Source organism: Sedimentisphaera salicampi, assembly GCF_002117005.1.
Taxonomy (GTDB): domain Bacteria; phylum Planctomycetota; class Phycisphaerae; order Sedimentisphaerales; family Sedimentisphaeraceae; genus Sedimentisphaera; species Sedimentisphaera salicampi.
The window spans coordinates 2524025-2549806 of sequence record NZ_CP021023.1 but is presented as its reverse complement, the minus strand read 5'-3'; the positions used below and the strand labels follow the sequence as shown (position 1 = coordinate 2549806).

Below are 25782 nucleotides of genomic sequence, written 5' to 3'. Positions count from 1 at the left end.
TTTTAGAAATCAATTGAGTAGGTGATAGCGGCGAACCAGTCGTCATCTACCATATTGCCCATCTCATCATCGAGAGCGAACTGATAGTAAACTGCCGGCTTAACCATACCAGGACCTACTACCATCTGCGTGCCAAGGCCGGTGAGGATTCTCTTGAACCCTTCATCTGCTGCATCATTTCTGCCGTCTTCGTAGATCGCATCAACACAGCCGTGCAGAGGCATCATATCAATATCCATCATTGTTTTGATGCCGATGGTATGCTCGAAGTAGTTAACGCCTTGGCCAAACGGAACCTCCTGATCGAGATCAGAATTAGGGCCGCCTCCGTATCCGCCGGCTTCAAAGATATATGAAAGCCTGTAATGCGGAACAATATATTCAGAGATCATATTCGGAAACTCAATCCCGAGAGAAAGCTCCTGGAGGTCTCTGTCTTCGCCAGACCAGTCAAGCGTACGCTGATTGATCGGGCCTGCCATTGTGTTGAATGTCTCATACCTGCTCACATCACCAAAGTTGTAATAGGTGTAAGAGAGGTCCGCATCCATCTGCATAGCATCGCCCTGCATCATAGAACCCTCCATTCCGAAGGTATAGTCCCACTCATCGCTCTGACCAACCGGATAGCCTGTGTTTGTGTTGGCAAGACCCTGGAACTGATCATCGTAAGCAGAAGCGGACCCGGTAGGCATAACATAACTCAATTCTGCATAAGCTCCGCTCTCCTGATGAGCTACATTCAATGTTGTCTTTACAGCAGGCCTGTCATCGTACATATCAAAGCCATGCCATAGGTATTTGCTCATAAAAGTAGAGCTGACATTAAACTCGAAGTCTTCTGCTGCGCCTGCAAGCGATACAGCGAACACTACCGCAAGAATAGATACTAATTTTGTAATCTTCATAATTTATTCCCTGTTTAAAGTTACTAACAACAGTTTATACGCAACTTGCAAAAGCTATCATTTACCTTGCTCCACATTTGCGAGTTAAACAAGTTTAAAGTTTCCTATTATTCGCCGCCGCCTGTAACTACATCAGAATCAGATACAGAACCGGATGGGCTCGACCCAACGATTCCCACTGTTCCGCCTGTATAAATACCGCTGTAGCTGCAGCCGCTCACAGAACCTCTGTTGGTTCCGGCGATACCGCCGACTACATCATCGCCGCTCAATGTTACATCAGAGCTGCAGCCAATAATCTGGCCTCTGTTCTCTCCGACAAACGAGCCAACGAACTTCTCGCCGGTTACATTGCCGCTTATTGAGCAGTTGCTGATAGTGCTGTCTGCGAAATAGCCAGCAACACCCCCGACTACATTGCGGCCGGTTACGTCAACGTCGAAATCGAGGTTCTCTATGAGAGCTCCGTTGGATACTACAGCAAACAAGCCTACGTAATCAAGGCCAGAGGCATCAAATCCGTAAGACAGGGTTGCGCCGGTTTCTGAGTACAGATGACCGGTAAAAGGCACTTTAAGCGGGTTAGTTAGAGGATTTGATCCGAAATCAACATCCCCGGTAACCTTGAAGTGGTCTGAAGGTGCATCAATAATCTTCTGCCAGTCTGTTGGGTCGTCAATTATCCAAGGATCTTCTTCAGTTCCATCTTCATCTTCGTCGCCGGTACCTTCTTTATACTGAGCGGTTACTGTTAAGTCGCTTGTAACGTTATCGAATGCAATATCCCAGCCGTCAAATTCATAGCCGACTATAGGCGTAACTGTTGGCTCTGCAGCAGCCCCGCCGTAAACAACGGTCTGTACCGAATCGCCTGCAGTTATAAGTCCCTTGTCGCCCGGCAGGAATGTTACAGTAAACTCAGCTGTTTCGTACAGAGCGGTTACTGTAAGGTCGCTTGTAACGTTATCGAAAGCTGTGTCCCAGCCCGTGAAGGTATATCCGGCATCCGCTGTTACAGTAGGCTCTGCAGCAGCCTGTCCGTGAGGTACAATCTGCGAATCATCACCTGCTGTTATGCTTCCGTTCTCTCCCGGGAGGAAGTCCACGGTGTATCCGGTTACTTCGTACTGAGCTGTTACTGTTAAATCTGATGTTACATTAGTAAAATCAGCATTCCAGCCTGTGAAGGTATATCCAGCATCCGCTGTAATAGTAGGCTCTACCGCATCGCCGCCTGATGGAACTGTCTGCAGCTCATCGCCTGCTGTTATGGCTCCGTTATCGCCTGCCTGGAATACTACCGTATAAATAACATCGGTATATTGAGCAGTGAGCGTACGGTCTGAGATAACATTTTCAAAGCTGCCGTCCCAGCCGATGAATTCCCAGCCCTCGTCTGCTTCAACAATCGGCTCAGTGGCATTCTCGCCAAGATCAACGGTTTGACTGGTCTGCCCCAGAAGTGTTCCATTCTCCCCAGACATAAAGTTTACGTCGTAAGAATTCGCCTGCTCGCCTGAAACCGTGAACTCTTCAAGAGAGGTTACGTTTCCTATTTGAGCATCGGCCTGGAAGTCAAGCGTTTCGTTTATATCGTAAACGGTATCAGTTGCTGCATCGTAAACCTTGAATATCAGCCCTGTAAATGAATCCTCGTCGCTGAAAATTGTGAGCGGGAAGTATTTAGTTCCTGAAGGATTCGCTGCCACTTCAGCTACGCCTGCAATGTTTCCAGAAGGAGTTATTGCAGCAAGAAGGCTTCCGTCCGGCTTAGCGATCTGAACGCCGCCCTGGGTAACCATAGCGTAAACCTGCATTTGATTATTCAGGCCGCTTGGAGACTGCCAGTCCGGTGCGTTTTCACCGATTGTGTAAACCTGAAGAGTGAGGACATTACCAAGATCGGTGTCTGCCTCGAAGTCCAGCCTCTGGATAATCTCATAAACCTGATCAGCGTCAGCATCGTAAACCTTCAGTCCCATGCCCGGAACAGATGTTTCATCGCTGTACACTACAAGCTGGAAGTGATCATCAACCGGTCCGGAGACAACTTCATCTGTAACACCTGCAACCTGTCCTGCGGGTGTCCATGCTGAGAGCTGACTGTTATCAGCTGTTGCGATCTGGTCGCCATTCTGATCAACAACCTTGGCGTAAACCTTCATGCTGTTCATCAGCCCCGTAGGACTCTCCCAGTCCGGCACATTAACCGGCATACCGGCATCTGTGCTGTAAACCTGAAGGGTAACAACATTGCCCAGCTCGGTGTCCTTCTGGAAATCTACCGTTTGAACGATATCGTAGATTTTATCTGAATCGGCATCATAAACCTTCAGATCCATACCCGGAACCGAGTTCTTATCGCTGAAAATAACGAGCTGGAAGTGATTTCCGGCAGGACCGAGAATCACCTTGTCGGTAGCACCGGCAATGTTGCTCGGGTTGTCCGGAGTCCAAGCAGAAAGCTCGCTGCCGTTTGCTGTTGCTATCGGATCGCCATTTTCATCAACGATCTTGGCATAAACCTTCATCTGGTTTGAAAGCCCTTGCGGAGCATCCCAGTTAGGTTTATTAACAGCGGCTGTCTCGATAGACATTGCTTCAAGCGGAGAAACCTGATGTGTATAGCTGAATCCCTGAGCTTTAGATACGTTGAATTTATATCCAACACCCGGCTCAAGCGTATCGAGAGTTCCGTACCACTGATTTCCGTAGTACTGAGCAACCTCACCATTCGGTGCTATAATCTGATCCAAGTCTTGGACATCAAGATGCTGGAAGGCATCCTGCACAGACATGCTCTGCTTCTGGAAGAACGGCAGCCAGTTCCAGCCCTGATAAAGATTCATAGCTCCATCAGGTCCTACCTCGCTTCCGGAAACTTCAAACGTACCGCCGTTTGCACTGTAAAGCACATACATTCTTGTAGGTACAATATTCTGAAGCGTTCCGTACCACTGGCCGTTATAATACTGAGCTGTTTTGCCGTTAGAGGCTGTTATATTATCGAAGTTCTCTACAATCTCTTCGTAACCTTCCATTACATTGGCAAGGCTCTTGTCTTCAGGCAGAACAGGGAATGAGATCCAGTTGTATCCCTGTACGAGATTGTATGTAAAGCTGTCTTCAAAACTCTTGAGCCAGTTATTGCTGAATAGATAGAAGTCGCCGTTGTCAACCCACTGGTTGCTGTCTATATCGCCGAACTGATCGCCTGCAAAGAGCTCTGCTGCGGTTTCGCTTGCGAGCGAACCTTCAGCCGTCAGATAGGAATCAAGCATAACCGCAAGATCCTCAGGACCTACATACTTATCGCCGTTGAAATCTGCATCTGCAGGTTCCGGATCCGGCTGGAGAGAATATGCAGCCGTGAGCTCCATATTTTCTGTTACATTCTGCAGCTCGGAAAGTGAATACCTTGTATCGCCGTTATACCAGCCTTCAAATCTGTACTGGAAGTCCGGCACGAGCATTGGAAGCTCTGCCGCCTCGCCTTCATCTACCTGCTGGCTTGAACCTGAGAGTATCTCCCCGTAATCGCCTGCATAGAAGTTTACGGTGTAAACATCAGGCAGCTCGCTGTAAACAGCTGTTACTGTGAGGTCGCTGGTAACATTATCGAAGATCATATCCCAGCCTGCAAACTCCCAGCCTTCGTCTGCTTCAACAGTCGGAGCTGTCGCTGAGCCGCCGTAAGCGATTGTCTGCTCGGTGTCGCCTGCGGTTATAGTACCGTTAGCACCCGGCATAAACGTTACGGTATATGTAATCTGCTCATACTGTGCTGTTACTGTCAGGTCAGACTGAACGTTTGTGAAGTCTGCATCCCAGCCTGTAAATTCCCAGCCTTCGCTGGCTTCAATTGTCGGCTCAACAGCGTCTTCGCCTTCGTAAACACTCTGCACTGCATCGCCTGCTGTTACGCTTCCGTTGGCTCCCGCATCAAATGTAACTGTGTACTGCGGAATTTCTGAGTATGTGGCTGTTACAGTTATGTCGCTTGTAACGTTATCAAAAGCTGTATCCCAGCCGGTATGCTCCCAACCTTCGTCTGCTTCAACAGTCGGGGCTGTCGCTGAGCCGCCGTAAGCGATTGTCTGCTCGGTGTCGCCTGCGGTTATAGTACCGTTAGCACCCTGCATAAACGTTACGGTATATGTAATCTGCTCATACTGTGCTGTTACTGTCAGGTCAGACTGAACGTTTGTGAAGTCTGCATCCCAGCCGATGAATTCCCAGCCGGTATTCGCTGTAACTGTCGGCTCAACTGCGTCTTCGCCTTCGTAAACAGTCTGCACTGCATCGCCTGCTGTTACGCTTCCGTTGGCTCCCGCATCAAATGTAACTGTGTACTGCGGAATTTCTGAGTATGTGGCTGTTACAGTTATGTCGCTTGTAACGTTATCAAAAGCTGTATCCCAGCCGGTATGCTCCAAGCCTTCGTTAGCTTCAATCGTCGGAGCTGTCGCTGAGCCGCCGTAAGCGATTGTCTGCTCGGTGTCGCCTGCGGTTATAGTACCGTTAGCACCCGGCATAAACGTTACGGTATATGTAATCTGCTCATACTGTGCTGTTACTGTCAGGTCAGACTGAACGTTTGTGAAGTCTGCATCCCAGCCGATGAATTCCCAGCCTTCGCTGGCTTCAATTGTCGGCTCAACAGCGTCTTCGCCTTCGTAAACAGTCTGCACTGCATCGCCTGCTGTTACGCTTCCGTTGGCTCCCGCATCAAATGTAACTGTGTACTGCGGAATTTCTGAGTATGTGGCTGTTACAGTTATTTCGCTTGTAACATTATCAAAAGCTGTGTCCCAGCCTGCAAACTCCCAGCCCTCATTAGCTTCAATTGTTGGAGCTGTCGCTGAGCCGCCTTCGTAAACAACTTGAACGCCTTGTCCGCTAGTTATAGTACCATGCGGGCCCGATTCGAAAGTTACTATATACTCAGGTAAAGATGAATAAGTGGCATTAACAGTAAGATTACTTGTAACGTTATTAAATGCCTTATCCCAGGCTTCGAAAACATAACCTTCAGCAGGCTCAACGGTCGGCTCTGCTGCTGCTGAGCCGTGGTCAACTTCCTGCGTTTCATTACCTGAAGTAATTGTTCCGTTCTCGCCGGCAACGAAAGTTACCGTGTAAGTCTTAAGCTCATACTGAGCTGTAACTGTAAGCTCGCTTGTAACATTATCAAAAGCGGTGTCCCAGCCTACAAACTCCCAGCCTGCATCCGCTTCAATTGTTGGAGCTGTCGCTGAGCCGCCGTAAGGAATGTTCTGTACCGCATCGCCGGCTGTAATTGTTCCGTTAGCTCCAGCTGCGAAAGTTACTGTGTAAATCTCTTCTGTATATTCTGCAGTAACTGTAAGGTCGGACTGGACGTTTGTAAAATCTGTGTCCCAGCCTGTGAAATCCCAGCCTGCATTTGCAGTAACTGTTGGAGCAGCTGCGTCGTCGCCTTCATAAACAGTCTGCACTTCATCGCCTGCTGTTATGCTTCCGTTGGCTCCCGCTTCAAATGTAACTGTGTACTGCGGAATTTCTGAGTATGTGGCTGTTACAGTTAAGTCTTCTGTTACATTATCGAAAGCTGTATCCCAGCCGGTATGCTCCCAGCCTTCATCTGCTTCAATTGTCGGAGCTGTTGCTGAGCCGCCCTCGTAAACAATCTGCTCGGTATCGCCTGCGGTTATAGTACCGTGAGTTCCCTCACTAAATGTTACAACGTAATAACCGCTTACAAGCTCATACTGAGCTGTTACAGTAATACTGGATTGAACGTTTGTAAAATCAATGTCCCATCCGGTAAATTGCCAGCCTTCATCTGCTTCAATTGTCGGAGCTGTTGCTGAGCCGCCTTCTTCTATTTCCTGAACTGCATCGCCGGCTGTTATTGTTCCATGATCGCCGGCATCAAATGTAACAGTATAGGTTGTTGTTCCCTGCGTTATCTGTTTTTCAACAGGGTTAACCACATTACCGACCGAACTGTTTGATTCAAACTTAAAGGCACCCTGTATATTGTGAACAGCGTCTGCTGCTGCGTCATAAACCTTTAAGGTCATTCCCTCCAATTCTGTTTCATTGCTGAAAACCGTAAGCGGGAAGTATTTCTTGGATGGCCCGTCAGTTATTTCTGTAACTCCTGCAATTTCTCCTCCCGGGGTCCAAGCAGAAAGCAGACTGCCGTCTGCGACGGCAATCTGCTGCATATTTTCGTCAACCACGTAAGCCGTGATTATCATATTGTTCTGGAGGCCAGTGGGTGAAGTCCAGTCAGGTGCCCCAGCTGGGCGAATTTCGCCAGAAAGCTGCGGGTCGGACTGGCTTGCTGGAGCTACGGCACCATCAAAAAAAAAAGACTGTGCTGTTGCTGCGTTAAGTTTATACCCAACACCGGGCACTAACGTATCCAGCGTTCCATACCAAGCTCCCTGATAATACTGGGCAGTCTGGCCGCTCGGAGCAACGATTGTATCGAAATCGCTGAGCTGAGCGTTCTGGAAAGCATCATCAAGGCTTACAGGATCCTGAAGCGTAGAACCGATCCAGTTCCAGCCGGAAACGAGAGTAATCTCTGTCTGCGGGTCAACAGGGAAACCATTTACATCAAAGCTTCCGCCAGCTCCGCTGTTAAGTATATACATCTTACCCGGCTCGATAACTTCGAGCGTACCATACCAGACTCCCTGATAGTACTGAGCAGTTTCGCCTGCTGCAGATACGATTGAGTCGAAGTCCTGAGCAATATTGCTGTAGTCAGCAAGTACGTTTTCGAGTGAATCATCATCCGGGAGAACAGGGAATGAAATCCAGTTGTACCCCTGATCCAGATTGTATGTCATAGAGGCTCCGCCAATCTGGAACGTGAGTACCGGATAGGCAGCTCCCATAGACCAAATTTGAGCGAAATTGAAGTTCGGGAAATTTCCCTCCTGCGCCATCTGGGCTGAGGTAAGAGCTGTTGAGCTTGTCTCGTTCTGGTCGCCCCAGCCGATAAACTCGCTAACGCCTGCCAAGTCGCTGTCGTAGTGAGCGCTGTCAAGGCTTCCCCCATTATTCCAGCCTATTACTGCACCGAGGTATCCTTCGCCGTCCGGCTTGTCCATTATAGTGCCTGCATAGTGCACGTACTGAACAGGGGCTTCGCCGCCGTTTTGGTTATCTGTTTCGTTTAGGCCAACTACACCGCCAAGTACTGTGTTATCGCCGCTTGTCTCATTGGCCACAACATTACCCGCTGCATAGCAGTTTGTTACCATTCCGCTTGAATTGCGTCCGGCAACTCCGCCTGCATAGCCGAGGTAGCCTGTTTCAACGTAGCCAAGAGAAGCAGCTTCGCTAACTGCTGCGCTTGCGCCGGCAGTTGAAATTCCGCTGTAGCCCACGATACCGCCTGTATCGCTGTAGCGACCGCCTATTACTGAGGCAGACTCAGCGAGTACGGCCTGCTGAATTGAGCTGTCAAGCGCCTGGCCTGCGATACCGCCGACAATTGAGCCGGTGAAAGGAGCGGATGGAACTGTAATGCTTCCGCCTGCCATTTCAGCGCCGGTTACTGTGCCGGACTCGAGATAACCAACAACGCCGCCTGCTACCACACCGCTTGCATCAGCGATGATTTCAGCATTAACAGAAAGGTTGGTATTCTCAGCACCGTCATAAGCGTAACCAACGATACCGCCCGCTATTGTCGGGTTTTCTTGGTCGTCTATGCTCGCAAATCCGGAATCTGCCACATCCATATTCCCCATGAATGAGCATTCTTCAATCATACCTACCGACTGACCTGCGATACCGCCTGCATTGCAGCCGTAGTCTGTTGCGATAGACACCTCAGACTCGCAATTCTGAACAGTACCTGCGTTTGAAGCGGTGATACCGCCCACAGCAAGGCCTGTGTCCATAGCGCTGATTGAACCGGCAACCGAGCAGTTGTCGATCAGGCCGCCGTTATTGAAACCGGCAACACCTGCTACAAAACCCCAGTTACCGCTGTAAGCGTTGAGGTCGTAGTCAACATTTACGAGTAAATTCTTGATAACCCCCTGCGGCCCTAGCTCTTGGAACAGAGCGTCATCACCTGTGAGATTACCTTGATAAGAAACGTCAATACTGTTGCCGTTTCCATCAAAACTACCATTAAAGCTACCGCCAATAACAAAGTCAACACCTGTGATGCTGCTTGTAAGAACGAAGTAATCGCCGGAGTTAGGATTGTTAGTCGCTATTTCCTGCAAATCGTCCGTATTGGCAACCTGATAAGGATTAGCCTGTGAGCCATCGCCGCCTGAGAAGGCAAGTGCGATAGAGGCCAGAGCCATAATACTGAGAGAAACTAATTTGAATCTTTTCATTTTAATCTCCATGCATCTATTTATAACAAACAGCATTAGTTGGAATTCTTTTTTCTTAATCTTCTCGCCGCGAGCCCTGCAGCTCCTGCCGCCAGTAATGTAACTGTAGCAGGTTCAGGGATGATCGGATTTGGATTCACATCAGAAGGCCTTCTGTAATCAGGAGCGCTGACATTAGTAACATCAGGCTTGGAAAGTGTACCCGGGCTTTCTGCTGCCGCGAGATAACTCTCCACACTGCTGCTGTAGTCTGTACTGCTGATTGAATCGTTATATCCGATGTTTGGAGCAGGTATGTTGCGGCTCCTTCCGCCTTCTTCCAAACTTTTAATTCCTACCTCAACAGCCTCGTCTGATTCAGCCACCTGAAAAGACGCTACCACGTACCTCGGTCCGTCCATAACCACTCGGGTAGATCTGCTGTCTGGGTTTTCTACATCGCCAATCCAGCACACAAACTCATACCCTTTATATGGCTGAGCTGCGATAGTAACCACTTCGCCTTCTTCGTAGTAGTGAGCCTGACTCACCGAAGGAGTTACCACGCCGGCCTGTGCGAGTGTCGAGTCGGTGTAGAGCATGTAGCGTTTTGCCATCGCTGTTCCGCTTGCCAGCAGAACCGCAATCAAAACCAAGCCGCTACGGCCAATAAAACTTTTTGCACTCATTTTCAACCTCTTACAGATTAGTATAATTTCGTTTGCTACTCAATATACAACTTTTGAAACAGCTATTCAAGCAAAAATTTTTAAAAAGTTGATTTTTTATTTCATTAAAAATTGTTATAATTCCTTCAGCAAAGGATTTTCAGTATCTGAGTTAGCCTATTATTAACACTTTATTATAAAAAAAATAAAATGCAAGAAAAAATATACTCATTTTTCGATTCTGCCTCAAACAGCCTCAAACCTGAGGAATTCTGGGCATTAACGGCCACAGAAGCCATTATACCCCTAATAGTATATATGACAATAGGGGTTTTGTATTTATGCTGGGGCTGGAAATTTTTTAAAGTTATAACAGCGGTAACTTTTACTGTTACCGGTTTATTCCTCGGTTTTAAGCTCGGAGAATTTTTGGGAAGCCCGGTTCTGACAGGCATAATTTTTTCAATAATTTTTTTATTTTTCTCTTTTCCAGTACTGAGATTTGCCGTTTCGCTTCTGAGCTGCATTATATTTTCCGCCTTAAGCTGTATGTTCTGGATAGATCAGGCTATGCCCGAGAAGTACATCATAGCTGTGTTTTTTGCCGGCCTGATACTCGGCGGGCTCTTGGGCTACTATCTCTTCAGGGCAGCTATAATCCTTATAACCAGCTCAGCAGGGGCATACTTCCTTATTGCAGGGATTTGGGGAGTGCTCAGGATGAGCTCTGATTACACAGGCATAAACGCAGAAGAACTTTTCGATCAGATCTCCGGCAGCGGGGTTTATATCCTGATGTTCGTTTTGCCTGCTCTTGGAGGGGTTTTGATGCAGATGCGTGAATTCCCGCTGAGAGAAAAGAAAAAGGAGAAAGAAAAAGAGGAGAGCTAATTCTGCTCAACCCTATCGATCTTGCCGCCAATGCTTCTCATCAGCTCAGGGAATGTGGGGAATGTAACGTCAACGGCCTCAGCGGTGTCTATATCGAGCTCAATCCCGCCTGCAATCGCTGCCACAGCCATAGACATAATTATGCGGTGATCGTAATGACCGCTCACCTCGCCTGAAGAAAGCTTATTACCGCCTCTTATAATGAGCCCATCAGGGAGCTCCTCTATATCAGCACCAATCTTACTGAGAACTTCTGCCATACATTTTATTCGGTCTGTTTCCTTGTTCCTTGCCTGAGCTACATTATAAAGGCGGGTTGTTCCATCTGCCAAAGCAGCTGTAACTGCCATAATCGGAAGCGCATCGGGGGTGCGGTTCATATCTATATCAATGCCCGTCAGCGAAGACGCCCTAACGGCGGTGCTGCCGTTTTCGTTAATCTCTATATCCGCTCCCATCTTCCTTAGATACTCTGCAACCGCCTTATCCGGCTGACTGTCTGAATAGTCCAGCCCTTCGATTACCACATCTTCGCCGCAAAGCGCCGCAGCACACAGAAAGAATGAAGCGCTCGAGAAATCTGCCGGCACGGTCTCATCAAATCTTCTGTAGCTCTGGCTGCCTTCAATACGAACATTTGAAAAATCTTCCGTGCAGGAATACTGGATTCCCTGCTTATCAAGCCAGTCGAGTGTGATGCCCACGTAATCAGGCTCATACAGCAGAGGCACTTCTATCTCACTGCTCTGCTCTGCAAGCGGGCAGCAGAGGAAAAGGCTCGAAAGATACTGGCTTGTTCTGCATTCGATGCTTGTTCGGCCGCCTTTGAGCGTTCCTTTTATCTCTACAGGCGCACAGCCGTCGCTGTTTATCGAAACCGCTTCTGCTCCAAGGTCGCTGAGCGAATCCAGCAGTGGCTGAAGCGGTCGCGAGCAAATCTGATGGTCTCCTGTGAACCTTACCGCCCTGCCTCCATCATTTAAGGCTGCTAGGCCTGCGGCGAGGCGGAGAGTTGTACCTGAATTGCCCACATCAATCTCACCAGCCGGAGCAGATGGCCTGCCCGCAACTCCCGAAATCTTCCAAAACTCATCATTGCACCTGTTTATCTTTGCCCCCATTGCCTCGAAGGCATTCAATGCACTTATTGTATCGCTGCTAACAAGCGGACTGCGAATCAAGCTCTCCCCCTTGGCAAAGCCGGCAATAGCGGCAGCCCTTATCGTATGAGACTTAGACCCGGGAATCTTTACCTTACCCGAAAGACGGGATGCGCTGGATTTAATTTTCATAATAAGCACCTTTAATTTTCGAACATTTACATAGAATAATACATATTACAGCAGGCAAAACAACCCAGAGAAACTCGCTTCTTCAATTTTCATATTTAAAAGATTATTTCAAAAACAGCAAAAAATCAGTATATTACGCCGGCTGAAAAAATTAAAAAAAGAAAAGGAGACAAATCTTGGCGGAACTTTTATCAGGTAATGCAGCCATTGCCAGAGGTGCATACGAGGCCGGAGCAGTCTTAGCGGCAGGCTACCCGGGCACTCCATCCACCGAAATTCTGGAGAATGCTGTAAAGTACAAAGACGACATTTACCTCGAATGGGCTCCAAATGAGAAAGTGGCTCTCGAGGTAGGTGCGGCCGCAGCGATGGGCGGGACGAGAAGCATCGTTACGATGAAGCATGTTGGGCTGAATGTGGCGGCGGACCCTCTGATGACGCTTGCCTATATCGGCGTTGAAGGCGGACTGGTGATCTGCGTTGCAGACGACCCGGGCATGCACTCCTCCCAAAATGAACAGGACACCCGAAACTATGCAAAATTTGCCAGACTGCCTATCTTTGAGCCGTCCAGCAGTCAGGAGGCGAAAGACTTCATCCCAATGGCAATGGAGGTTTCTGAAAAGCACAAAACACCCGTAATACTCAGAAGCACAACAAGGGTGAGCCATTCAAGGAGCCTCGTGGAGCTGGGCGAAAGAAAGGAACATAAAAGCAAAGGCTTCCAGAAAGATGTACAGAGGTTTGTTACTGTCCCTGCATTCTCAAGGCAGATGCGGCTGAAAGTGGAAAAACGCACACCTGAACTCAAGGCGGAAACAGAAAGCAGCCCTGCAAACAGGATTGAGATGGGCGATAAGAGCCTCGGAATCATAGCCTGCGGGATAACATATCAGTATGTTAAGGAAGCATGGCCTGAGGCTTCAGTGCTGAAGCTGGGCTTTTCTCAACCTTGGCCGGACGATATGATAAAGAAATTCGCAGGCTATGTTGAAAAGCTTCTTGTAGTAGAAGAGCTCGACCCGCTGCTTGAAGAGCACATCAAGGCGCTGGGCATTAAATGCCACGGGCGCGATGTTGTAAGCGGGATTGGCGAGCTTAGCATAAGCTCGCTTCGTGAATCAAGGGCAAAGCTTGAAGGCCGGCCAGTTGAAAAATATGCCTACGAAAATATGGCAGACAAGCTGCCGGGAAGGCCGCCGGTGCTTTGCGCAGGCTGCCCGCACAGAGGCGTTTTCTACGCACTCACAAAACACGATGTGGTTGTGGCAGGAGATATCGGCTGCTATTCACTCGGTGCGTTCAAGCCGCTGGAAAGGCTGGATATTATCCTCTGCATGGGCGGAGGCGTTTCCATGGCCCACGGACTCGACAAGGCCGGCGAGAAAAAGAAGGTTGTGGGGATCGTTGGCGATTCCACATTCTTCCACTCCGGCATAACAGGCCTTCTGGATATAGCATACAACAAGGGCAAATCTACGATCATCGTGGTTGACAACCGCACCACCGCAATGACAGGCCATCAGGACCACCCGGGCACAGGACGCACGCTTATGGGCGAGCCGACTGTGGAGGCTTCCATTGAGGATATAGGCAGAGCATGCGGGATCAAACGAATCAGAACACTTAACCCGTACGATCAGGAAGCAACGCAGAAGGCCCTGGACGAAGAGATAAACGCCGATGAGGCGAGCCTTGTGATATCAAAAGCCCCCTGCATACTTCACGACAGAAGCGGCGTAAAACCGGCGTTTGAGATAGACAGCGAGCTATGCAAAAACTGCCGTATGTGTCTCAAGCTCGGCTGCCCGGCTATCGAGGCATCCGAAGGCGAGAAACCGGCTATCAGCTCAATTCTCTGCACCGGCTGCGGGCTGTGCAGGCAGGTATGTAAATTCGGAGCAATCAGCGGAGGTGAAAATGAGTGATACAACAAGCGTAGTACTTGCAGGCGTAGGCGGGCAGGGGATCCTGCTCGCAAGCGAAATCGTTGCTCAGGCTGCGAAGATTTCCGGCTTCGATGTTAAAACAAACGAAGTGCACGGGATGGCTCAGAGAGGCGGTTCTGTGATAGCGCACGTCCGCTTCGGCGAGAAGGTTTACAGCCCGCTTGCGGCAAAGGGCGAGGCGAAGGTGCTCGGAGGGCTGGAGAGAATCTCAGCCCTGAGATACGCAGACTACCTCTGCGAAGGCGGACTCGTGGCGGTGAACAGCCAGATGATGGTGCCGGTTACTGTATCGATGGGTATGGGCGAATATCCGGCAGATGCGGAAAAGCTGCTCAGAGATAAATTCGAAAACCTCATCTACATAAACGCCTCAGAAGAGGCAAGAAAGCTCGGGAACGTCCGGGCGGCGAATGTTGTGCTGCTCGGGGCTCTCTCTAAAGGCCTCGATAAACTCAGCGAAGAGGCTTGGCTTGAGGCGGTGAAGATCAGCGTGAAGCCGAAATTTATAGACCTAAACATCAAGGCCTTCAAAACCGGAAGAGATATTTAACCGAAAGCGATAAATCAACGAACCCCAAAGCCCCGGCAGAACCAACTGCGGGGCTTTTATTTTTCCACTGCATAAAACAAAAGCCATGGGAAAATTCAATTCACAAAGATTACACGAAATTGCACGGATTTAATCCTTTATCTTACTACGCAGTTCACTATGCGCACGAAGGTGCCCAAGCAGTCGGAATGCCGTAAATTTCAAAATCGCTGTTGGTTTGCCAATTAGGGTATTCAAATAAATCAGTAAGCCATATAGCATGATCTGTCCCCCTCCAAAGTGAATTTGATTTATACCGAGCCTGTCCGCCTGCGGCGGAGAGGAAGACTGATATATTATATTTAAAAACCTCTGTGTAATCGGTGTAATCAGTGGATTAAATATATTTTCTTTGCGTCTGTCCGCCTGCGGCGGATAGACTCGGTTTTAAAAAGCTTTGCAAAAAAAAAGAATGTCGCACACCCTGTGAAATAGGCGACCAAAAAGTCTTGATTATTTGTATGAGTCAGATTATATTTATCTTTATGATTACTATGTAAGAGGAAGCGTTTTTGGAAAGACTGAAATACATAGACTGCGCAAGGGCACTTGCGATACTTCTGGTTATGCTGGAGCATGCAATTGAGGTTACAGAGTATTTTGGCTGGCCCTTGGTTATCACCAGTAAATGCTTTTCCACCTTCCATATGCCTGTATTTTTTACAGCAGCCGGCTTTATGCTTGCTCTGGGAGGACGGGAAAAGTTTTCGCCGAATAATTACCTCTCATTCGAGAAGAAAAAATTTATGCGGCTCATTATTCCTTTGTTTGTGATAACGGCAATTACGTTCACAGGTGAACTGGCAATAGGTGAGTCTTCGCTGAGTGAGGCCGGGGATGTTTTTTACAGAATGATATTTTACCCCCTAAGCAGTCCCGCCGGGCATGGGTGGTTTCTGATAACGCTTATGAACATATTTCTGATCTTTCCATTTATTATAAGACTTTGTGATAAGTCTAAGCTTACTCTCATTGTTGTTTTTGCGATTTGTATGATGCCCGCTTCTCTTCCAAAGCACGAATATGCCTGTTTCCTTGAGCTTGAGCGGACAAGATGGTATCTGATGTTCGTTTTATTCGGTTACTATGTTTTCGCAAGGCTGGAAATCAATAGGCGGGGCAATATGCTTGCTGCCCTGAGTTTTACAGCTATCGCAGCAGCGGGGTGTATGCAGGTGTCTGAATGGGTAAGTGCGGGGCAGTCTTGGGTTACTTTTGAAGTTCTCAGGCTTATGAAGCTTTTATTCAGCTTTACAGGTATGCTCGGAATGTTCTATCTGGCCTCATGCATAGCAGGCAGGGGCGGTATGATAAAGGCGTTTTTCTCAAAGCTGGGAAGATTTTCTTACGATGTTTACCTCTATCACCTTATAGCAGGAATGGTTTGCGGAGTTATCCTTTCCAAGGTTGGCATCCCTGAAGAATACAGCTGGCTTATGCTGATAATTATCTACGCAGCTTCGGGAATCGGCTCGTTTATATTCGGCCAGATCCTGAGAAAATCCCGCCTGCTGTCCAAGATTATGCTTGGAAGCTGAAAAACCTGCCGGGCTTAAATAGACAGCTTGCGGAAAATTCTGAAATTGTTTTTGCTTAAAAGTTTTCCCTTAGGAAACTGCCCACTACAGGCATAAGGTTTGTCTTTGCAGCTCGGACTGAGAAACCGTGGCCGGCGTCTTCAATAAATTCATACTCAAATGGAAGCTCTTTCTCCTTGAGCAGCTTCACTAAATCCCTTGATTGTTCGATATCAACCACTCTGTCTTTCGCTCCGTGGACAATCAGTATAGGAGGCTCGCTTCCCGCTAGATGTTCCACAGGCGAGGCAAGCGCCCATTCTTCCGGGCTTTCATCCCTTGATGAATCAATAAACATCTCCCCGCCCTGCGTTCTCACATCCGGAACGCCGTAGAAATTGATTATGCAGCTTACATCATTGCTCTTATCCTTATACAGCCCGCCTTTATTGAGCTCCTTACTTTCTGCTGAATAGCCTAAGAGCATTGCAAGATGCCCGCCGGCAGAGGAGCCCATTACAGCTATCCTTTCGCTGTCTATATTCAAAATTCCCGATTTCATAAAGCGAAGGGCGCTTTTGCAGTCGTAGATGTTCTGCCTCCATGCGCCTTCAATCTTCTTTCTTTTTCGCCCTCTCCCTTCAAACTCACTGAGCTTATAGTCTATGCTTACTGCCACATACCCCTGCTCCACGAAGAATCTCGCCCAGTCTCGTGCATTTTTCATCTTTCTGTGGCCGGCTCTCCAAGCACCGCCATGGATGAAAAGCACAGCAGGACGCTTTTTGGTTATGGTGCTGACAGGGGAATAAATGTCGAGCTTTTCTTCTCTGTCTTTGCCCAAATATTCAACGCCGTCGTAGAAATGATACTCCACACCGGATTCATAAAACTGGATTTTATAATCCTCGAGAACCTCTTGCGGCTCTGCTGCCCATACTGAGAGAGCTGCTAATGTAAATAAAAGCAGACCGAATGGTTTCATACTTTTCTCCTTAAAGACATAAAAAATCGCTTAAAAATTTTTTGACTTGTATTATTTTATCTTAACAGACGATATTAGTAAACGAATTATTCCCAAAAAACGCATATGTTAATTGCACGAATTTCAACTTAAAACAGATTATTTCAGCAGCCGAAATTTCGCTTTATTATCTCGATAAGCTCTGATTCGATTTCTGCAGCCATAATCTCCAGCACCACCTTCTTCCTTTGCGGATGCCGCTTGCAGTACTGCGAGGCGAACTTGCGGAAGAATCTGGTTACCCTTCCTTCCTCCTGAATCTGCTGGAGCATACTGATATGCCTGAGCATCACCTCGCCGGCCTCCTGCACCGTAGGCGGGGCGGGCTTTTCTCTGCCTTCAACAATCGCCCTTGCCTCGCTGATAAGCCAAGGATTGCCCACAACCCCCCTTGCAAGCAGAACGCCGTCTATCCCGGCATCAAGCTTTTCTGCCGCTGCCTCGGGGGTGAAGATATCGCCGCTGCCTATTACTGTAAGCTCCGGATGGAGGCGTTTTATTTCATATATCGGCTGCCAGTTTGCAGAGCCGGAATATTTCTGAAGCGTTGTGCGCCCGTGGATAACAAGAGCATCTGCTCCGAGCCGGGTTAGCGTTTCGCAGATTTGATAGAAGCTCTCCAGCGATTCGGCGGTTTTGTCGTATCCTATTCTGAGCTTCACCGATATCGGCAGGTCTATGCTCCCCCGCACTCTATCTAAAATCTCGCCTACAGCCTCTGGCTTTCCGAGCATATGACCGCCTCTTCCCCGCCTCAAAACCTTCGGTGCGGGGCAGGCAAAATTGAGATCTATCAGGTTGTAGCCGGTCTGTTCGAGGTCTTTCGCTGCCTTTGCCATAATCTCAGGGTCTGTGCCCATAATCTGGGCGCCTAGAAGCTCCTCGCCCGGGTATGGCCGGAAGCACTGCTTGCTGAGCACCTTCGGCATCGCAGCGGATTTAGCCAGGAACACCCCGGGGAATGTAAGCTCTGCCCCGAAGTCCCTGCATATATTTCGCATTGCCCAGTTTGTATAGCCGCTGAGAGGAGCGGCTATAAGCGGGCAGGAGAGTTCTAAGTTTCCGATTTTCAGCATAGCGGGGTATTAGATTTAGAAGGAGGGTTAAGTCAAGCGAAATTCGGGAAATCGGCGGCCAATTTTTTATTGCAGAGAGATAAGTTTTTTTGTAAGCTCTGTCTGCGGTAAATGAGCCTTTGACAGAGGGTGGTTCAACAGGCTCAAAAATTTTGATATGGTTTTTTATTAAAGGGTTTAGAAATGCGGACAAACTATCTCACAGTTTTATCATTTTGTTTCACACTTCTTATCGCCTCAAGCTCAATTGTTTTCGGTGCAAACGATTCATTTCTGTGGCTCGCAAACGCAGATATGAGCGTATATAAGAAAGAGGGTATCTTAAGCACGATGCGGATTGCAAATGATTATTTCATGGAGAAATGGCCGAACCCGGGCGAGGATACTGTTACAGACAAACGAAGACCGAGCAACATCTGGACACGCGGGACATACTACGAAGGCCTTATGGCTCTTTACCAAATCGAGCCGAAGGAGAAACTCAGGAAAAAGTATTACGATTATGCCGTAGAGTGGGGAAAATCGCACGATTGGGGCATGTGGGGAGGTACGAAAACCCGAAACGCAGACAATCAATGCTGCGGACAAACATATATCGAGCTCTATCAGATTGAGCCAAAGCCCGAAAGGATTGCCAAAATCAAAAAAAGCATTGATCGTATGGTGAGCAGCGAAAAAATTGACGACTGGAACTGGATCGATGCGATTCAAATGGCGATGCCCGTTTTTGCAAAGCTCGGGGTGGTATGCGGGGATGATAAGTATTTCGAGAGGATGTATGAGATGTATTCTTATACCAGAAACAAACACGGCGATAACGGGCTCTACAACCCCGAACACGGATTGTGGTGGAGAGATAAGGATTTCGACCCGCCTTACACTACCCCGAACGGGAAAAACTGCTACTGGTCCCGCGGAAACGGCTGGGTGTATGCTGCGCTTGCAAGAGTGCTGGATGTGCTTCCGGAAGACGCACCGCACAGGAACGAATACATCAAGGATTTCAAAGATATGTCTAAGGCGATTAAGGAGGCTCAGCGGGGAGACGGGTTCTGGAACGTAAGCCTCCACGACCCCCAGCATTTCGGCGGCAGAGAGCTAAGCGGAACCGCTTTCTTTGTTTACGGAATGGCTTGGGGGATAAATAACAGCGTGCTCGACCCCTCTGATTATATGTCCTCAGCCGGCAAAGGCTGGACTGGAATGATAGAAAACGCCCTGCATGAAAACGGCTTTCTCGGATACGTTCAGAGCACAGGCAAACAACCCTCAGACGGGCAGCCTGTAGGCTTTGATAAAAAGCCGAATTTTGAGGATTATGCCCTCGGGGCATTCCTCCTTGCAGGCAGCGAGATTTATCCTGACTTCGGCGGTTGTATTGCGGAAAACTCATCGAAAAGTGCGTTTTGAGGCTGTTACGGGTGGTGTTTTGGGCTGGCTTCCTTGTAGTGCCTAATTTTATTTTTATATTGACATAATATTTTTATTTCGTATAATCTGTGTTTATGTTTATACGAGTAAAAAAATCAAAAAACAGCCCAAAGAGATCTGTTCAGATTGTTGCGAGCTATCGCAACGAGAAGAATCAGCCTCGCCAGCGTATAGTACGTCATATGGGCACTGCCTTCACAGAAGAGGATGTTACCCGTCTCAAAGATCTCGCCGAATTCGAGAAGGCTAAACTTGAGGCGGAGATAACGCCGGCACTTTTCAAGCCTGAGCAGCTTGCAGAGGCTGCTATAGAAGCCCGCAAAAAGATCGATGATGAGCCTATAAACGTAAATCTGAAGGATATTAAGGAGCAGGCACGCATCACCACCGGCATCCATGAGGTGTTCGGAAGCATCTATGACGAGCTCGGATTTAACAATCTTTTTGATAAACGCAAAGAGGCTGCTCGCAGAAACCTTCGCCACATTACCATGGCAAGGCTTGCAAATCCGGTCAGCAAGCGCAACAGTGTTCAGGATCTCTCCAAAGACTTCGGCATCAGCCTCTCTCTTGACAGTGTTTACAGGATGATGGACGGAATAACAGACGATATTATCAACAAGGCTCAAAACCACGCTCACAAGGCTGCTAAAGGTCTTCTTGGAGATGAGATTAGCCTTCTGTTTTACGACTGCACCACCCTGTATTTTGAATCATTTACTGAAGATGAGCTCAAAAAGAACGGCTACAGCAAGGATATGAAGTTCAATCAGCCGCAGGTTGTGCTTGGCCTTCTCTCAACCTCAGAGGGGCTTCCAGTTGGTTATGAGGTGTTCCCCGGCAATCAGTATGAAGGGCATACTCTGCATACTGTTATCCCTAAGATCAAAGAGAAATACAACCTCAAACGCGTTATCTTCACCGCAGACAGCGCGATGCTTAGCAAGCCTAATCTTGACTACCTTCAAGAGCAGGAAGTTGAGTATATCGTAGCAGCGAGGCTTAAAAGCCTCACTGACCAATGGAAATCAAAGATTACAGAATCCGCTGCTCCGCTGAGAAGCTTTGATTACGGCAAGAACAGAAGGCTAATTGTTACCTACAGCGACAAGCTCGCCAAAAAGAATAAACACGACAGGGACGAAGCTATAAGAAAACTTCGTGAGAAGCTTGAAAAGAGCAGTAACCCCAAATCCCTTATAAGCAACTACGGCTACAAGAAATTTATGCGAGTTACCGGCGATGTAAACTGCGAGATAAATGAAGAGAAATATGCTCAGGCAGCGAAATTTGATGGCCTTCACGGCGTTATAACGAATGTTAAGGATATGGATGATTCGGCAGTAGTAGAGCATTACAAGCAGCTCTGGCTAATTGAGGAGTGCTTCAGGATCAGCAAGCACGACCTGAAGATACGGCCGATATATCACTGGACGCCGAAACGAATCAAAGCCCATATACTGATATGCTTTATCGCTCTAACCTGCGCGAGGAATCTGGCATACAGGGTTAGGCTAAGATTCGAGGCGATGTCTGTGGCGAGGATGGTAAATGCGCTAAACCACGTGCAGCTTAGCATCCTCTGGGATAAGAAAAGCGAATGCAAATATGTGCTGCCATCAAAGATTAACGAGGACGCAAGGAAACTCTACAAAACAGTTAATCTGAGCACCAATACCACACCCTATAAAATGTAACGCAAACCCTGAAAAAAACTCAAAAAAAACAGGGTTGTAGTGCCTGCGCAAAAAATCGAGTCCTTTATTGACAAGCACTTATGAAAATTTACCGCCGAAGTCAGGACAACCCTCAGACGGGCAGCCTGTAGGCTTTGATAAAAAGCCGAATTTTGAGGATTATGCCCTCGGGGCATTCCTCCTTGCAGGCAGCGAGATTTATAGACTTGCTGAGTAAAAAAGACAGCGGCCTCTTGTTGAAACAGTATTTTTCGGCGTCTCTGAGGGCAAACGGTATGCTTTAAGAGCTTATTTTACGCCTTAAGAGTTTGCTCTTTTGGTAGAGATTAAGCTATGTCCGTGAGCCCCAGGCGGGCGCCGAATTTCTTGATAATCGCTTTCTTGATGTTCTGATTTTCCTGCGATTGGAGGAACGGGTCTTCTTTCAGCGTTTCTTCGGCGTCTTTTTTGGCCATCCTGAGCATCTCAAAATCTTCTACAATATTTGCAAGCTTCAGGTCGGGAAGGCCGTGCTGCCTTGTGCTGAAAAGCTCGCCCGGGCCTCGAATTTCGAGGTCTTTTTCTGCTATGTAGAACCCGTCGGTGCTTTTCTGCATCACCTCCAGCCGCTTTATTGCGGTTTCATTATCAGATTCAGAAAAGAGGAAACAGAAAGAATCGCTCGCCCCTCTGCCGATTCTTCCCCTGAGCTGGTGGAGCTGGGCAAGGCCGAAATTGTTTGCGTTTTCTATAACCATAACCGTGGCATTCGGCACATCCACCCCCACCTCTATCACCACAGTTGACACGAGGATATTCACCTCGCCCTTCCTGAACCGCTCCATAACGTTTTTCTTCTGCTCCTGAGGCATCTGGCCATGGAGCAGTTCCACGCTGAATTCGGGATATACGCAGGTTTTCAGCAGTTCGAATTCTTCTTCAGCGCTTTTGAGGTTGCGGTCTGATTCGCCCGATTCAATCCTCGGATACACAAAAAACGCCTGCCTGCCCGCCTTCACAAGCCCCCTGATATATTCCATTGCCTTCTTTCTGTTCTCAGGGGAAACGAGCTTTGTAGTAACCTTGCCTCTCCCGGGCGGGGCTGTCTTTATCACAGAAACATCCAGATCGCCGAAGACAGTCATCGTCATTGTGCGGGGGATTGGGGTGGCCGTCATAACGAGGCAGTGAGGGGCTTTATCTTTGCGGAGCTTTGCCCGCTGCTCAACGCCGAATTTATGCTGCTCATCTATCACCGCAAGGCCGAGATTGTGAAAATCTATGCCGCCCTGAATAAGGGCGGTTGTCCCGATTACAATATCAACCTCGCCTTTGCTGATTTGTTCCGTGAGCTGCTTTCTCTCTGAAGCGGGCATTTTGCCGGTAACGAGCTCCGTTCGAACCCTGCTGCCTTCGAGGAATCGGGAGATGCTCTGGTAATGCTGACGTGAAAGGATCTCCGTAGGCGCCATAATCCCCACCTGCGCCTTGTTTGCAATAGCCATAAGAGCCGCATAAACCGCCACAACCGTTTTCCCAGAGCCCACATCGCCCTGAAGGAGCCGATTCATCGGCTTGGGCTCGCTCATATCGGAAACTATTTCCTCTATCGCTTTGTCCTGATCTTCCGTGAGGAAAAACGGGAAACGCTTTCTTATCCTTCGGTCGAGCTGGGAAGAGAATTTCATAGCTATCGAAGGGGCGAAATTCCGCATTCGGTATCTGCGAACAGCAAGCCCGAGCTGCATAAGAAAGAGCTCTTCGTATTTGAGCGTTCTTTTCGCTGCTGAAAGATGGCTTTCTTCCTGCGGGAGATGAATCAGCCTGAAGGCCTCTTTTCTGGGAAGCAGGTTCTTCTCTTCCCTGAAAGATTCAGTGAAATACTCCTTCACGCAGGCGGAAAGCTCATCTATATTCTTTCGAACTATATATTTGAGCATCCCGCTTGACATTGAAGCGGTTGCCGGATAAACCGCTCCTCCAAGCTGCTTGGGATCCTGCTCGGGGATGTCTTCTCGCAAAATCTTGAACCGCGGGTTTGTCATCTGGAGCTGGTGCTTGTATTTTGTAACCTTCCCGTATGCAGCGAGCCTCATCCCGGGATGGAGCTGGTTTGCGAGGTAGCCGCCGTTGAACCAGATTATCCTCAACGCGCCGGTCTTATCAATCAGATAGATCTCGAATATGGGTTTTCGCTTAAACTTATGGTAATCTGTGCTCTCAATCACACCGCATACACAAACGTTGGCATTTGCCGTAAGCTCGGATATCTGCGCAGTTTCCGGGAGGAACTCCCAGTCTCTGGGAAAATATTCCAGCAGGTCAGCGCCGTTACACACTCCTAATTCCTGAAGTGCTGGCGCCTTGCCCGGCCCAACTCCCTTGAGCATCTGGATTTCAGTATTGAGGTTGATTCCCATAATTTCCGCAAAACGCTGAGAGCTGAATAAAAAAAGGCCGGAAGCAGAATAACAACCGGCCTGAAGATTCATTATCAGAGCAAACTATTTAGTCTGATTGTTTTTTATTTCCTGATTATAGCCGATAAGGCTCTTGAAGCGTTCGGTATTGAATACCGGTATCGAAAGCGACTGTGCCCTTTCGATGGCAGAGTTGTAAGTCTCGTATTCATCCAGCGATTCCTGATACTTCTGCTCTGCCAGTGCTGAATCGAGCTCATCTTCCTGCGGCTGCTGGTAAACCTCCGGAGGCTGCCCTGCTACCACAAAATCAGTGTTGATGTCTATCTTGTCAGCCACAATTCCGCCCCACTGCTTGATCAGATGGCGAACCTTATCGCCTCCGTACTCATCGATTGTGCCGTTGCCGTCGAGGTCGAAATTACCGGCCACATAGAATGTATTCGGCTTTTCCTGATCCCATATAAGATTAACGATTATATCCTCCGGCAGAACAGGGTTGTTTTCTTCCTGAGAAATTATCTTGGCAACAGAAACCTTAGACCGAACATCATAAATCTTGATCTCCGCCTTGCCCTTGCCGTCTTTAGGCACTGGGTTTGCCCTGTCGTAAACTGCGAAAGTAAGGCCGCGGTAGATATGAGCATCGCTTCCGAGGTCGAGATAAACAATATCCTGCTGAGCATTCACTGAAACTATCCTGCCGTCGGGCTTGTACGCTGCTACATCCATATCCGGGCTCGGCTTGATCTCTTCAAGCTGCTTTTCGAGCTTCTCTCGATACTGCTTCTGCTCTTTGAATGATGCCTGAAGGTCAGCAAGCTCATTTTTTACCCCTTCAAGTTCACTGTTTTTCTCAGCAAGCTTTTCTTCAAGGGCATTGATATTTTCCTGAGCGTTCTGCTCGGCCTGAGATTTCATCTGGTCAAACTTGGCCTGAATCTGGTCTGCCTGTTCGATAAGCTTTTGTTTCTGCTCGATAAGCTTTTCCTCGGCAACCTTGAACCCTTCTACATCTCTCTGCCAATCTTCTTCCATCTGAGCGATTTTTTCCTGCAGCGAGCTGACTGTCTGCGCTGAACGGACATACTCACCTGCAAGCGTATTGGCTATAGGAAGAAGTCCTGAATTCTGAGAAAACATATTAGGGAATCTGCTTCGTACAGCTTTAACATCCAGCGAGATGCTTTCTGCTGCTGCTTGAATGTTTTTATCTGCTCTTGAGCTTCCTGTTACCTCTTGATAAACCTCATCAAATCTTTCAATTACAGTGCCCAAGTAGCTCTCTGCTGTTTTCTCCCCTACCAGCGATTCAAACTCGCTGACCTGCTGGTCGGTAGCAGCTTCTCTTCGGTTTGCAATCTCACGCTCAGCTATAGTTGTTTTTTCGTCCCATTTGACATAGAAAAACACTGCTGCAACTGTTGAGAGCAGAAAAAGGACCACAAATACTACCAAAGCTATGGTTGTGGCACTTCCCTGACTCTGTTTACCTGCCGGCATACCAATTCTCCTTGAATATCCGCATTATGTTTCAATATATTATAAACTGAAAATACAGCCTAAGAGTATCTTATAAAATCACCTTTACGTCAACAAAAAAACAAGTATGAAGCTCGCTCAACTCATATTTTGAGGCTGTAATACTGTAAAATTAGCTTTCACCCTGAAAAACCGGCCTTGAAAATGGCCAACTAATGCTCAGGACTTCCTGAATACAGCTACGATGTTTTCCACATCCACCACAAAAAGCCTGTTATCCCCTTCAAAATCGACGGGTATAGCGCCTTTCGGATTAAAGAGGACCTTATCATACTGGCTCAGCGGCACTTCCGGGAGATTTGCTACCTCAGCAGAGACCTCCACAATCCTTCCGGTTATGTTGGGGATCTCCATATTGTCAGGAAGCTGGATTCCGCCTTTTGTCTGTTTCTTATCTTCATCTTTCCTGATCAGCACTCTCTTGCCGATCGGTTCAACGGTCTCAAATTTTTCTGTCATACAG

General features: G+C 48.1%; 17 protein-coding genes. 7 read left to right on the top strand and 10 right to left on the bottom strand.

The window, feature by feature from the left end; genetic code table 11:
• Positions 1-2: 2 nt before the first annotated feature.
• The 4 genes from STSP1_RS09665 to STSP1_RS09650 form a co-directional block, all read right to left on the bottom strand.
• Positions 3-908 carry a TorF family putative porin gene (locus tag STSP1_RS09665; RefSeq protein ID WP_085756141.1) on the bottom strand — a complete coding sequence of 302 codons (906 nt, stop codon included), beginning with the start codon at positions 906-908 and terminating at the stop codon, positions 3-5.
• Positions 909-1015: 107 nt separating this feature from the next.
• A complete protein-coding gene (locus STSP1_RS09660) occupies positions 1016-9265 on the bottom strand; it encodes an InlB B-repeat-containing protein (RefSeq protein ID WP_161491703.1) in 8250 nt (2749 codons plus the stop codon).
• A gap of 35 nt (positions 9266-9300) precedes the next feature.
• Positions 9301-9933: an InlB B-repeat-containing protein gene (locus STSP1_RS09655; RefSeq protein ID WP_085756139.1), complete on the bottom strand. Its 633-nt coding sequence runs from the start codon at positions 9931-9933 to the stop codon at positions 9301-9303.
• A gap of 173 nt (positions 9934-10106) precedes the next feature.
• Positions 10107-10439 (bottom strand): hypothetical protein, encoded by a 333-nt coding sequence (locus tag STSP1_RS09650; protein ID WP_085756138.1) that lies wholly within the window; start codon positions 10437-10439, stop codon positions 10107-10109.
• Between the two features lie 22 nt (positions 10440-10461).
• On the opposite strand from STSP1_RS09650, the gene STSP1_RS09645 reads away from it, so the two are divergent.
• The gene (locus tag STSP1_RS09645) at positions 10462-10803 is read left to right on the top strand and encodes a hypothetical protein (protein WP_085756137.1); all 342 of its coding nucleotides are present in this window, start codon (positions 10462-10464) and stop codon (positions 10801-10803) included.
• On the opposite strand, the gene aroA is transcribed toward STSP1_RS09645, so the two are convergent.
• Positions 10800-12095, bottom strand: coding sequence for a 3-phosphoshikimate 1-carboxyvinyltransferase (gene aroA / locus STSP1_RS09640; protein WP_085756136.1), 1296 nt, complete (start codon positions 12093-12095; stop codon positions 10800-10802). The two genes, STSP1_RS09645 and aroA, sit on opposite strands and share 4 nt — an antisense overlap.
• Positions 12096-12271: 176 nt before the next feature.
• Here aroA and iorA point away from each other — a divergent pair, with 176 nt between their 5' ends.
• The 3 genes from iorA to STSP1_RS09625 all read left to right on the top strand — a co-directional run bounded on the left by iorA (position 12272) and on the right by STSP1_RS09625 (position 16171).
• Positions 12272-14023 (top strand): indolepyruvate ferredoxin oxidoreductase subunit alpha, encoded by a 1752-nt coding sequence (iorA, locus tag STSP1_RS09635; protein ID WP_085756135.1) that lies wholly within the window; start codon positions 12272-12274, stop codon positions 14021-14023.
• On the top strand, positions 14016-14594 hold the full coding sequence (locus STSP1_RS09630; RefSeq protein WP_085756134.1) for an indolepyruvate oxidoreductase subunit beta: 579 nt from the start codon (positions 14016-14018) through the stop codon (positions 14592-14594). The genes iorA and STSP1_RS09630 overlap by 8 nt, the downstream gene beginning before the upstream one ends.
• A gap of 551 nt (positions 14595-15145) precedes the next feature.
• Positions 15146-16171: an acyltransferase family protein gene (locus STSP1_RS09625; protein WP_085756133.1), complete on the top strand. Its 1026-nt coding sequence runs from the start codon at positions 15146-15148 to the stop codon at positions 16169-16171.
• Positions 16172-16226: 55 nt separating this feature from the next.
• Here the strand turns inward: STSP1_RS09625 and STSP1_RS09620 are convergent, their stop codons facing one another.
• Together STSP1_RS09620 and STSP1_RS09615 are read right to left on the bottom strand one after the other, a co-directional pair.
• A complete protein-coding gene (locus STSP1_RS09620) occupies positions 16227-17135 on the bottom strand; it encodes an alpha/beta hydrolase (protein ID WP_085756132.1) in 909 nt (302 codons plus the stop codon).
• A 143-nt stretch (positions 17136-17278) separates the two neighbouring features.
• On the bottom strand, positions 17279-18250 hold the full coding sequence (locus tag STSP1_RS09615; protein ID WP_085756131.1) for a tRNA dihydrouridine synthase: 972 nt from the start codon (positions 18248-18250) through the stop codon (positions 17279-17281).
• Between the two features lie 183 nt (positions 18251-18433).
• Between STSP1_RS09615 and STSP1_RS09610 the strand changes: the two genes are divergently transcribed.
• The 3 genes from STSP1_RS09610 to STSP1_RS12535 all read left to right on the top strand — a co-directional run bounded on the left by STSP1_RS09610 (position 18434) and on the right by STSP1_RS12535 (position 21595).
• Positions 18434-19660, top strand: coding sequence for a glycoside hydrolase family 88/105 protein (locus STSP1_RS09610; RefSeq protein WP_085756130.1), 1227 nt, complete (start codon positions 18434-18436; stop codon positions 19658-19660).
• A gap of 95 nt (positions 19661-19755) precedes the next feature.
• A complete protein-coding gene (locus tag STSP1_RS09605) occupies positions 19756-21378 on the top strand; it encodes an IS1634 family transposase (RefSeq protein WP_085756053.1) in 1623 nt (540 codons plus the stop codon).
• Between the two features lie 67 nt (positions 21379-21445).
• Positions 21446-21595 carry a hypothetical protein gene (locus STSP1_RS12535; protein WP_161491702.1) on the top strand — a complete coding sequence of 50 codons (150 nt, stop codon included), beginning with the start codon at positions 21446-21448 and terminating at the stop codon, positions 21593-21595.
• Positions 21596-21704: 109 nt separating this feature from the next.
• Here STSP1_RS12535 and recG read toward each other — a convergent pair whose 3' ends face one another.
• The 3 genes from recG to STSP1_RS09590 all read right to left on the bottom strand — a co-directional run bounded on the left by recG (position 21705) and on the right by STSP1_RS09590 (position 25778).
• Positions 21705-23777, bottom strand: coding sequence for an ATP-dependent DNA helicase RecG (gene recG / locus STSP1_RS09600; protein WP_161491701.1), 2073 nt, complete (start codon positions 23775-23777; stop codon positions 21705-21707).
• Positions 23778-23861: 84 nt separating this feature from the next.
• Entirely contained in the window at positions 23862-25280 is a 1419-nt protein-coding gene (locus STSP1_RS09595; RefSeq protein ID WP_085756128.1) for a hypothetical protein, read from the bottom strand.
• Positions 25281-25478: 198 nt separating this feature from the next.
• Positions 25479-25778 (bottom strand): co-chaperone GroES family protein, encoded by a 300-nt coding sequence (locus STSP1_RS09590; protein ID WP_085756127.1) that lies wholly within the window; start codon positions 25776-25778, stop codon positions 25479-25481.
• Between the last annotated feature and the right edge of the window lie 4 nt (positions 25779-25782).

Bases quoted from the DNA above. Each gene is read 5' to 3' on its own strand.
- STSP1_RS09655 (WP_085756139.1), bottom strand. From the start codon at position 9,933: ATGAGTGCAAAAAGTTTTATTGGCCGTAGCGGCTTGGTTTTGATTGCG.
- STSP1_RS09645 (WP_085756137.1), top strand. From the start codon at position 10,462: ATGTTCTGGATAGATCAGGCTATGCCCGAGAAGTACATCATAGCTGTG.
- STSP1_RS09590 (WP_085756127.1), bottom strand. From the start codon at position 25,778: ATGACAGAAAAATTTGAGACCGTTGAACCGATCGGCAAGAGAGTGCTG.
- STSP1_RS09660 (WP_161491703.1), bottom strand. From the start codon at position 9,265: ATGAAAAGATTCAAATTAGTTTCTCTCAGTATTATGGCTCTGGCCTCT.
- recG (WP_161491701.1), bottom strand. From the start codon at position 23,777: ATGGGAATCAACCTCAATACTGAAATCCAGATGCTCAAGGGAGTTGGG.
- STSP1_RS09620 (WP_085756132.1), bottom strand. From the start codon at position 17,135: ATGAAACCATTCGGTCTGCTTTTATTTACATTAGCAGCTCTCTCAGTA.
- STSP1_RS09665 (WP_085756141.1), bottom strand. From the start codon at position 908: ATGAAGATTACAAAATTAGTATCTATTCTTGCGGTAGTGTTCGCTGTA.
- STSP1_RS09650 (WP_085756138.1), bottom strand. From the start codon at position 10,439: ATGCAGCTCAGAAGCGAAACGGCAAATCTCAGTACTGGAAAAGAGAAA.
- aroA (WP_085756136.1), bottom strand. From the start codon at position 12,095: ATGAAAATTAAATCCAGCGCATCCCGTCTTTCGGGTAAGGTAAAGATT.
- STSP1_RS09615 (WP_085756131.1), bottom strand. From the start codon at position 18,250: ATGCTGAAAATCGGAAACTTAGAACTCTCCTGCCCGCTTATAGCCGCT.
- STSP1_RS09595 (WP_085756128.1), bottom strand. From the start codon at position 25,280: ATGCCGGCAGGTAAACAGAGTCAGGGAAGTGCCACAACCATAGCTTTG.
- STSP1_RS09630 (WP_085756134.1), top strand. From the start codon at position 14,016: ATGAGTGATACAACAAGCGTAGTACTTGCAGGCGTAGGCGGGCAGGGG.
- STSP1_RS09610 (WP_085756130.1), top strand. From the start codon at position 18,434: ATGCGGACAAACTATCTCACAGTTTTATCATTTTGTTTCACACTTCTT.
- STSP1_RS09605 (WP_085756053.1), top strand. From the start codon at position 19,756: ATGTTTATACGAGTAAAAAAATCAAAAAACAGCCCAAAGAGATCTGTT.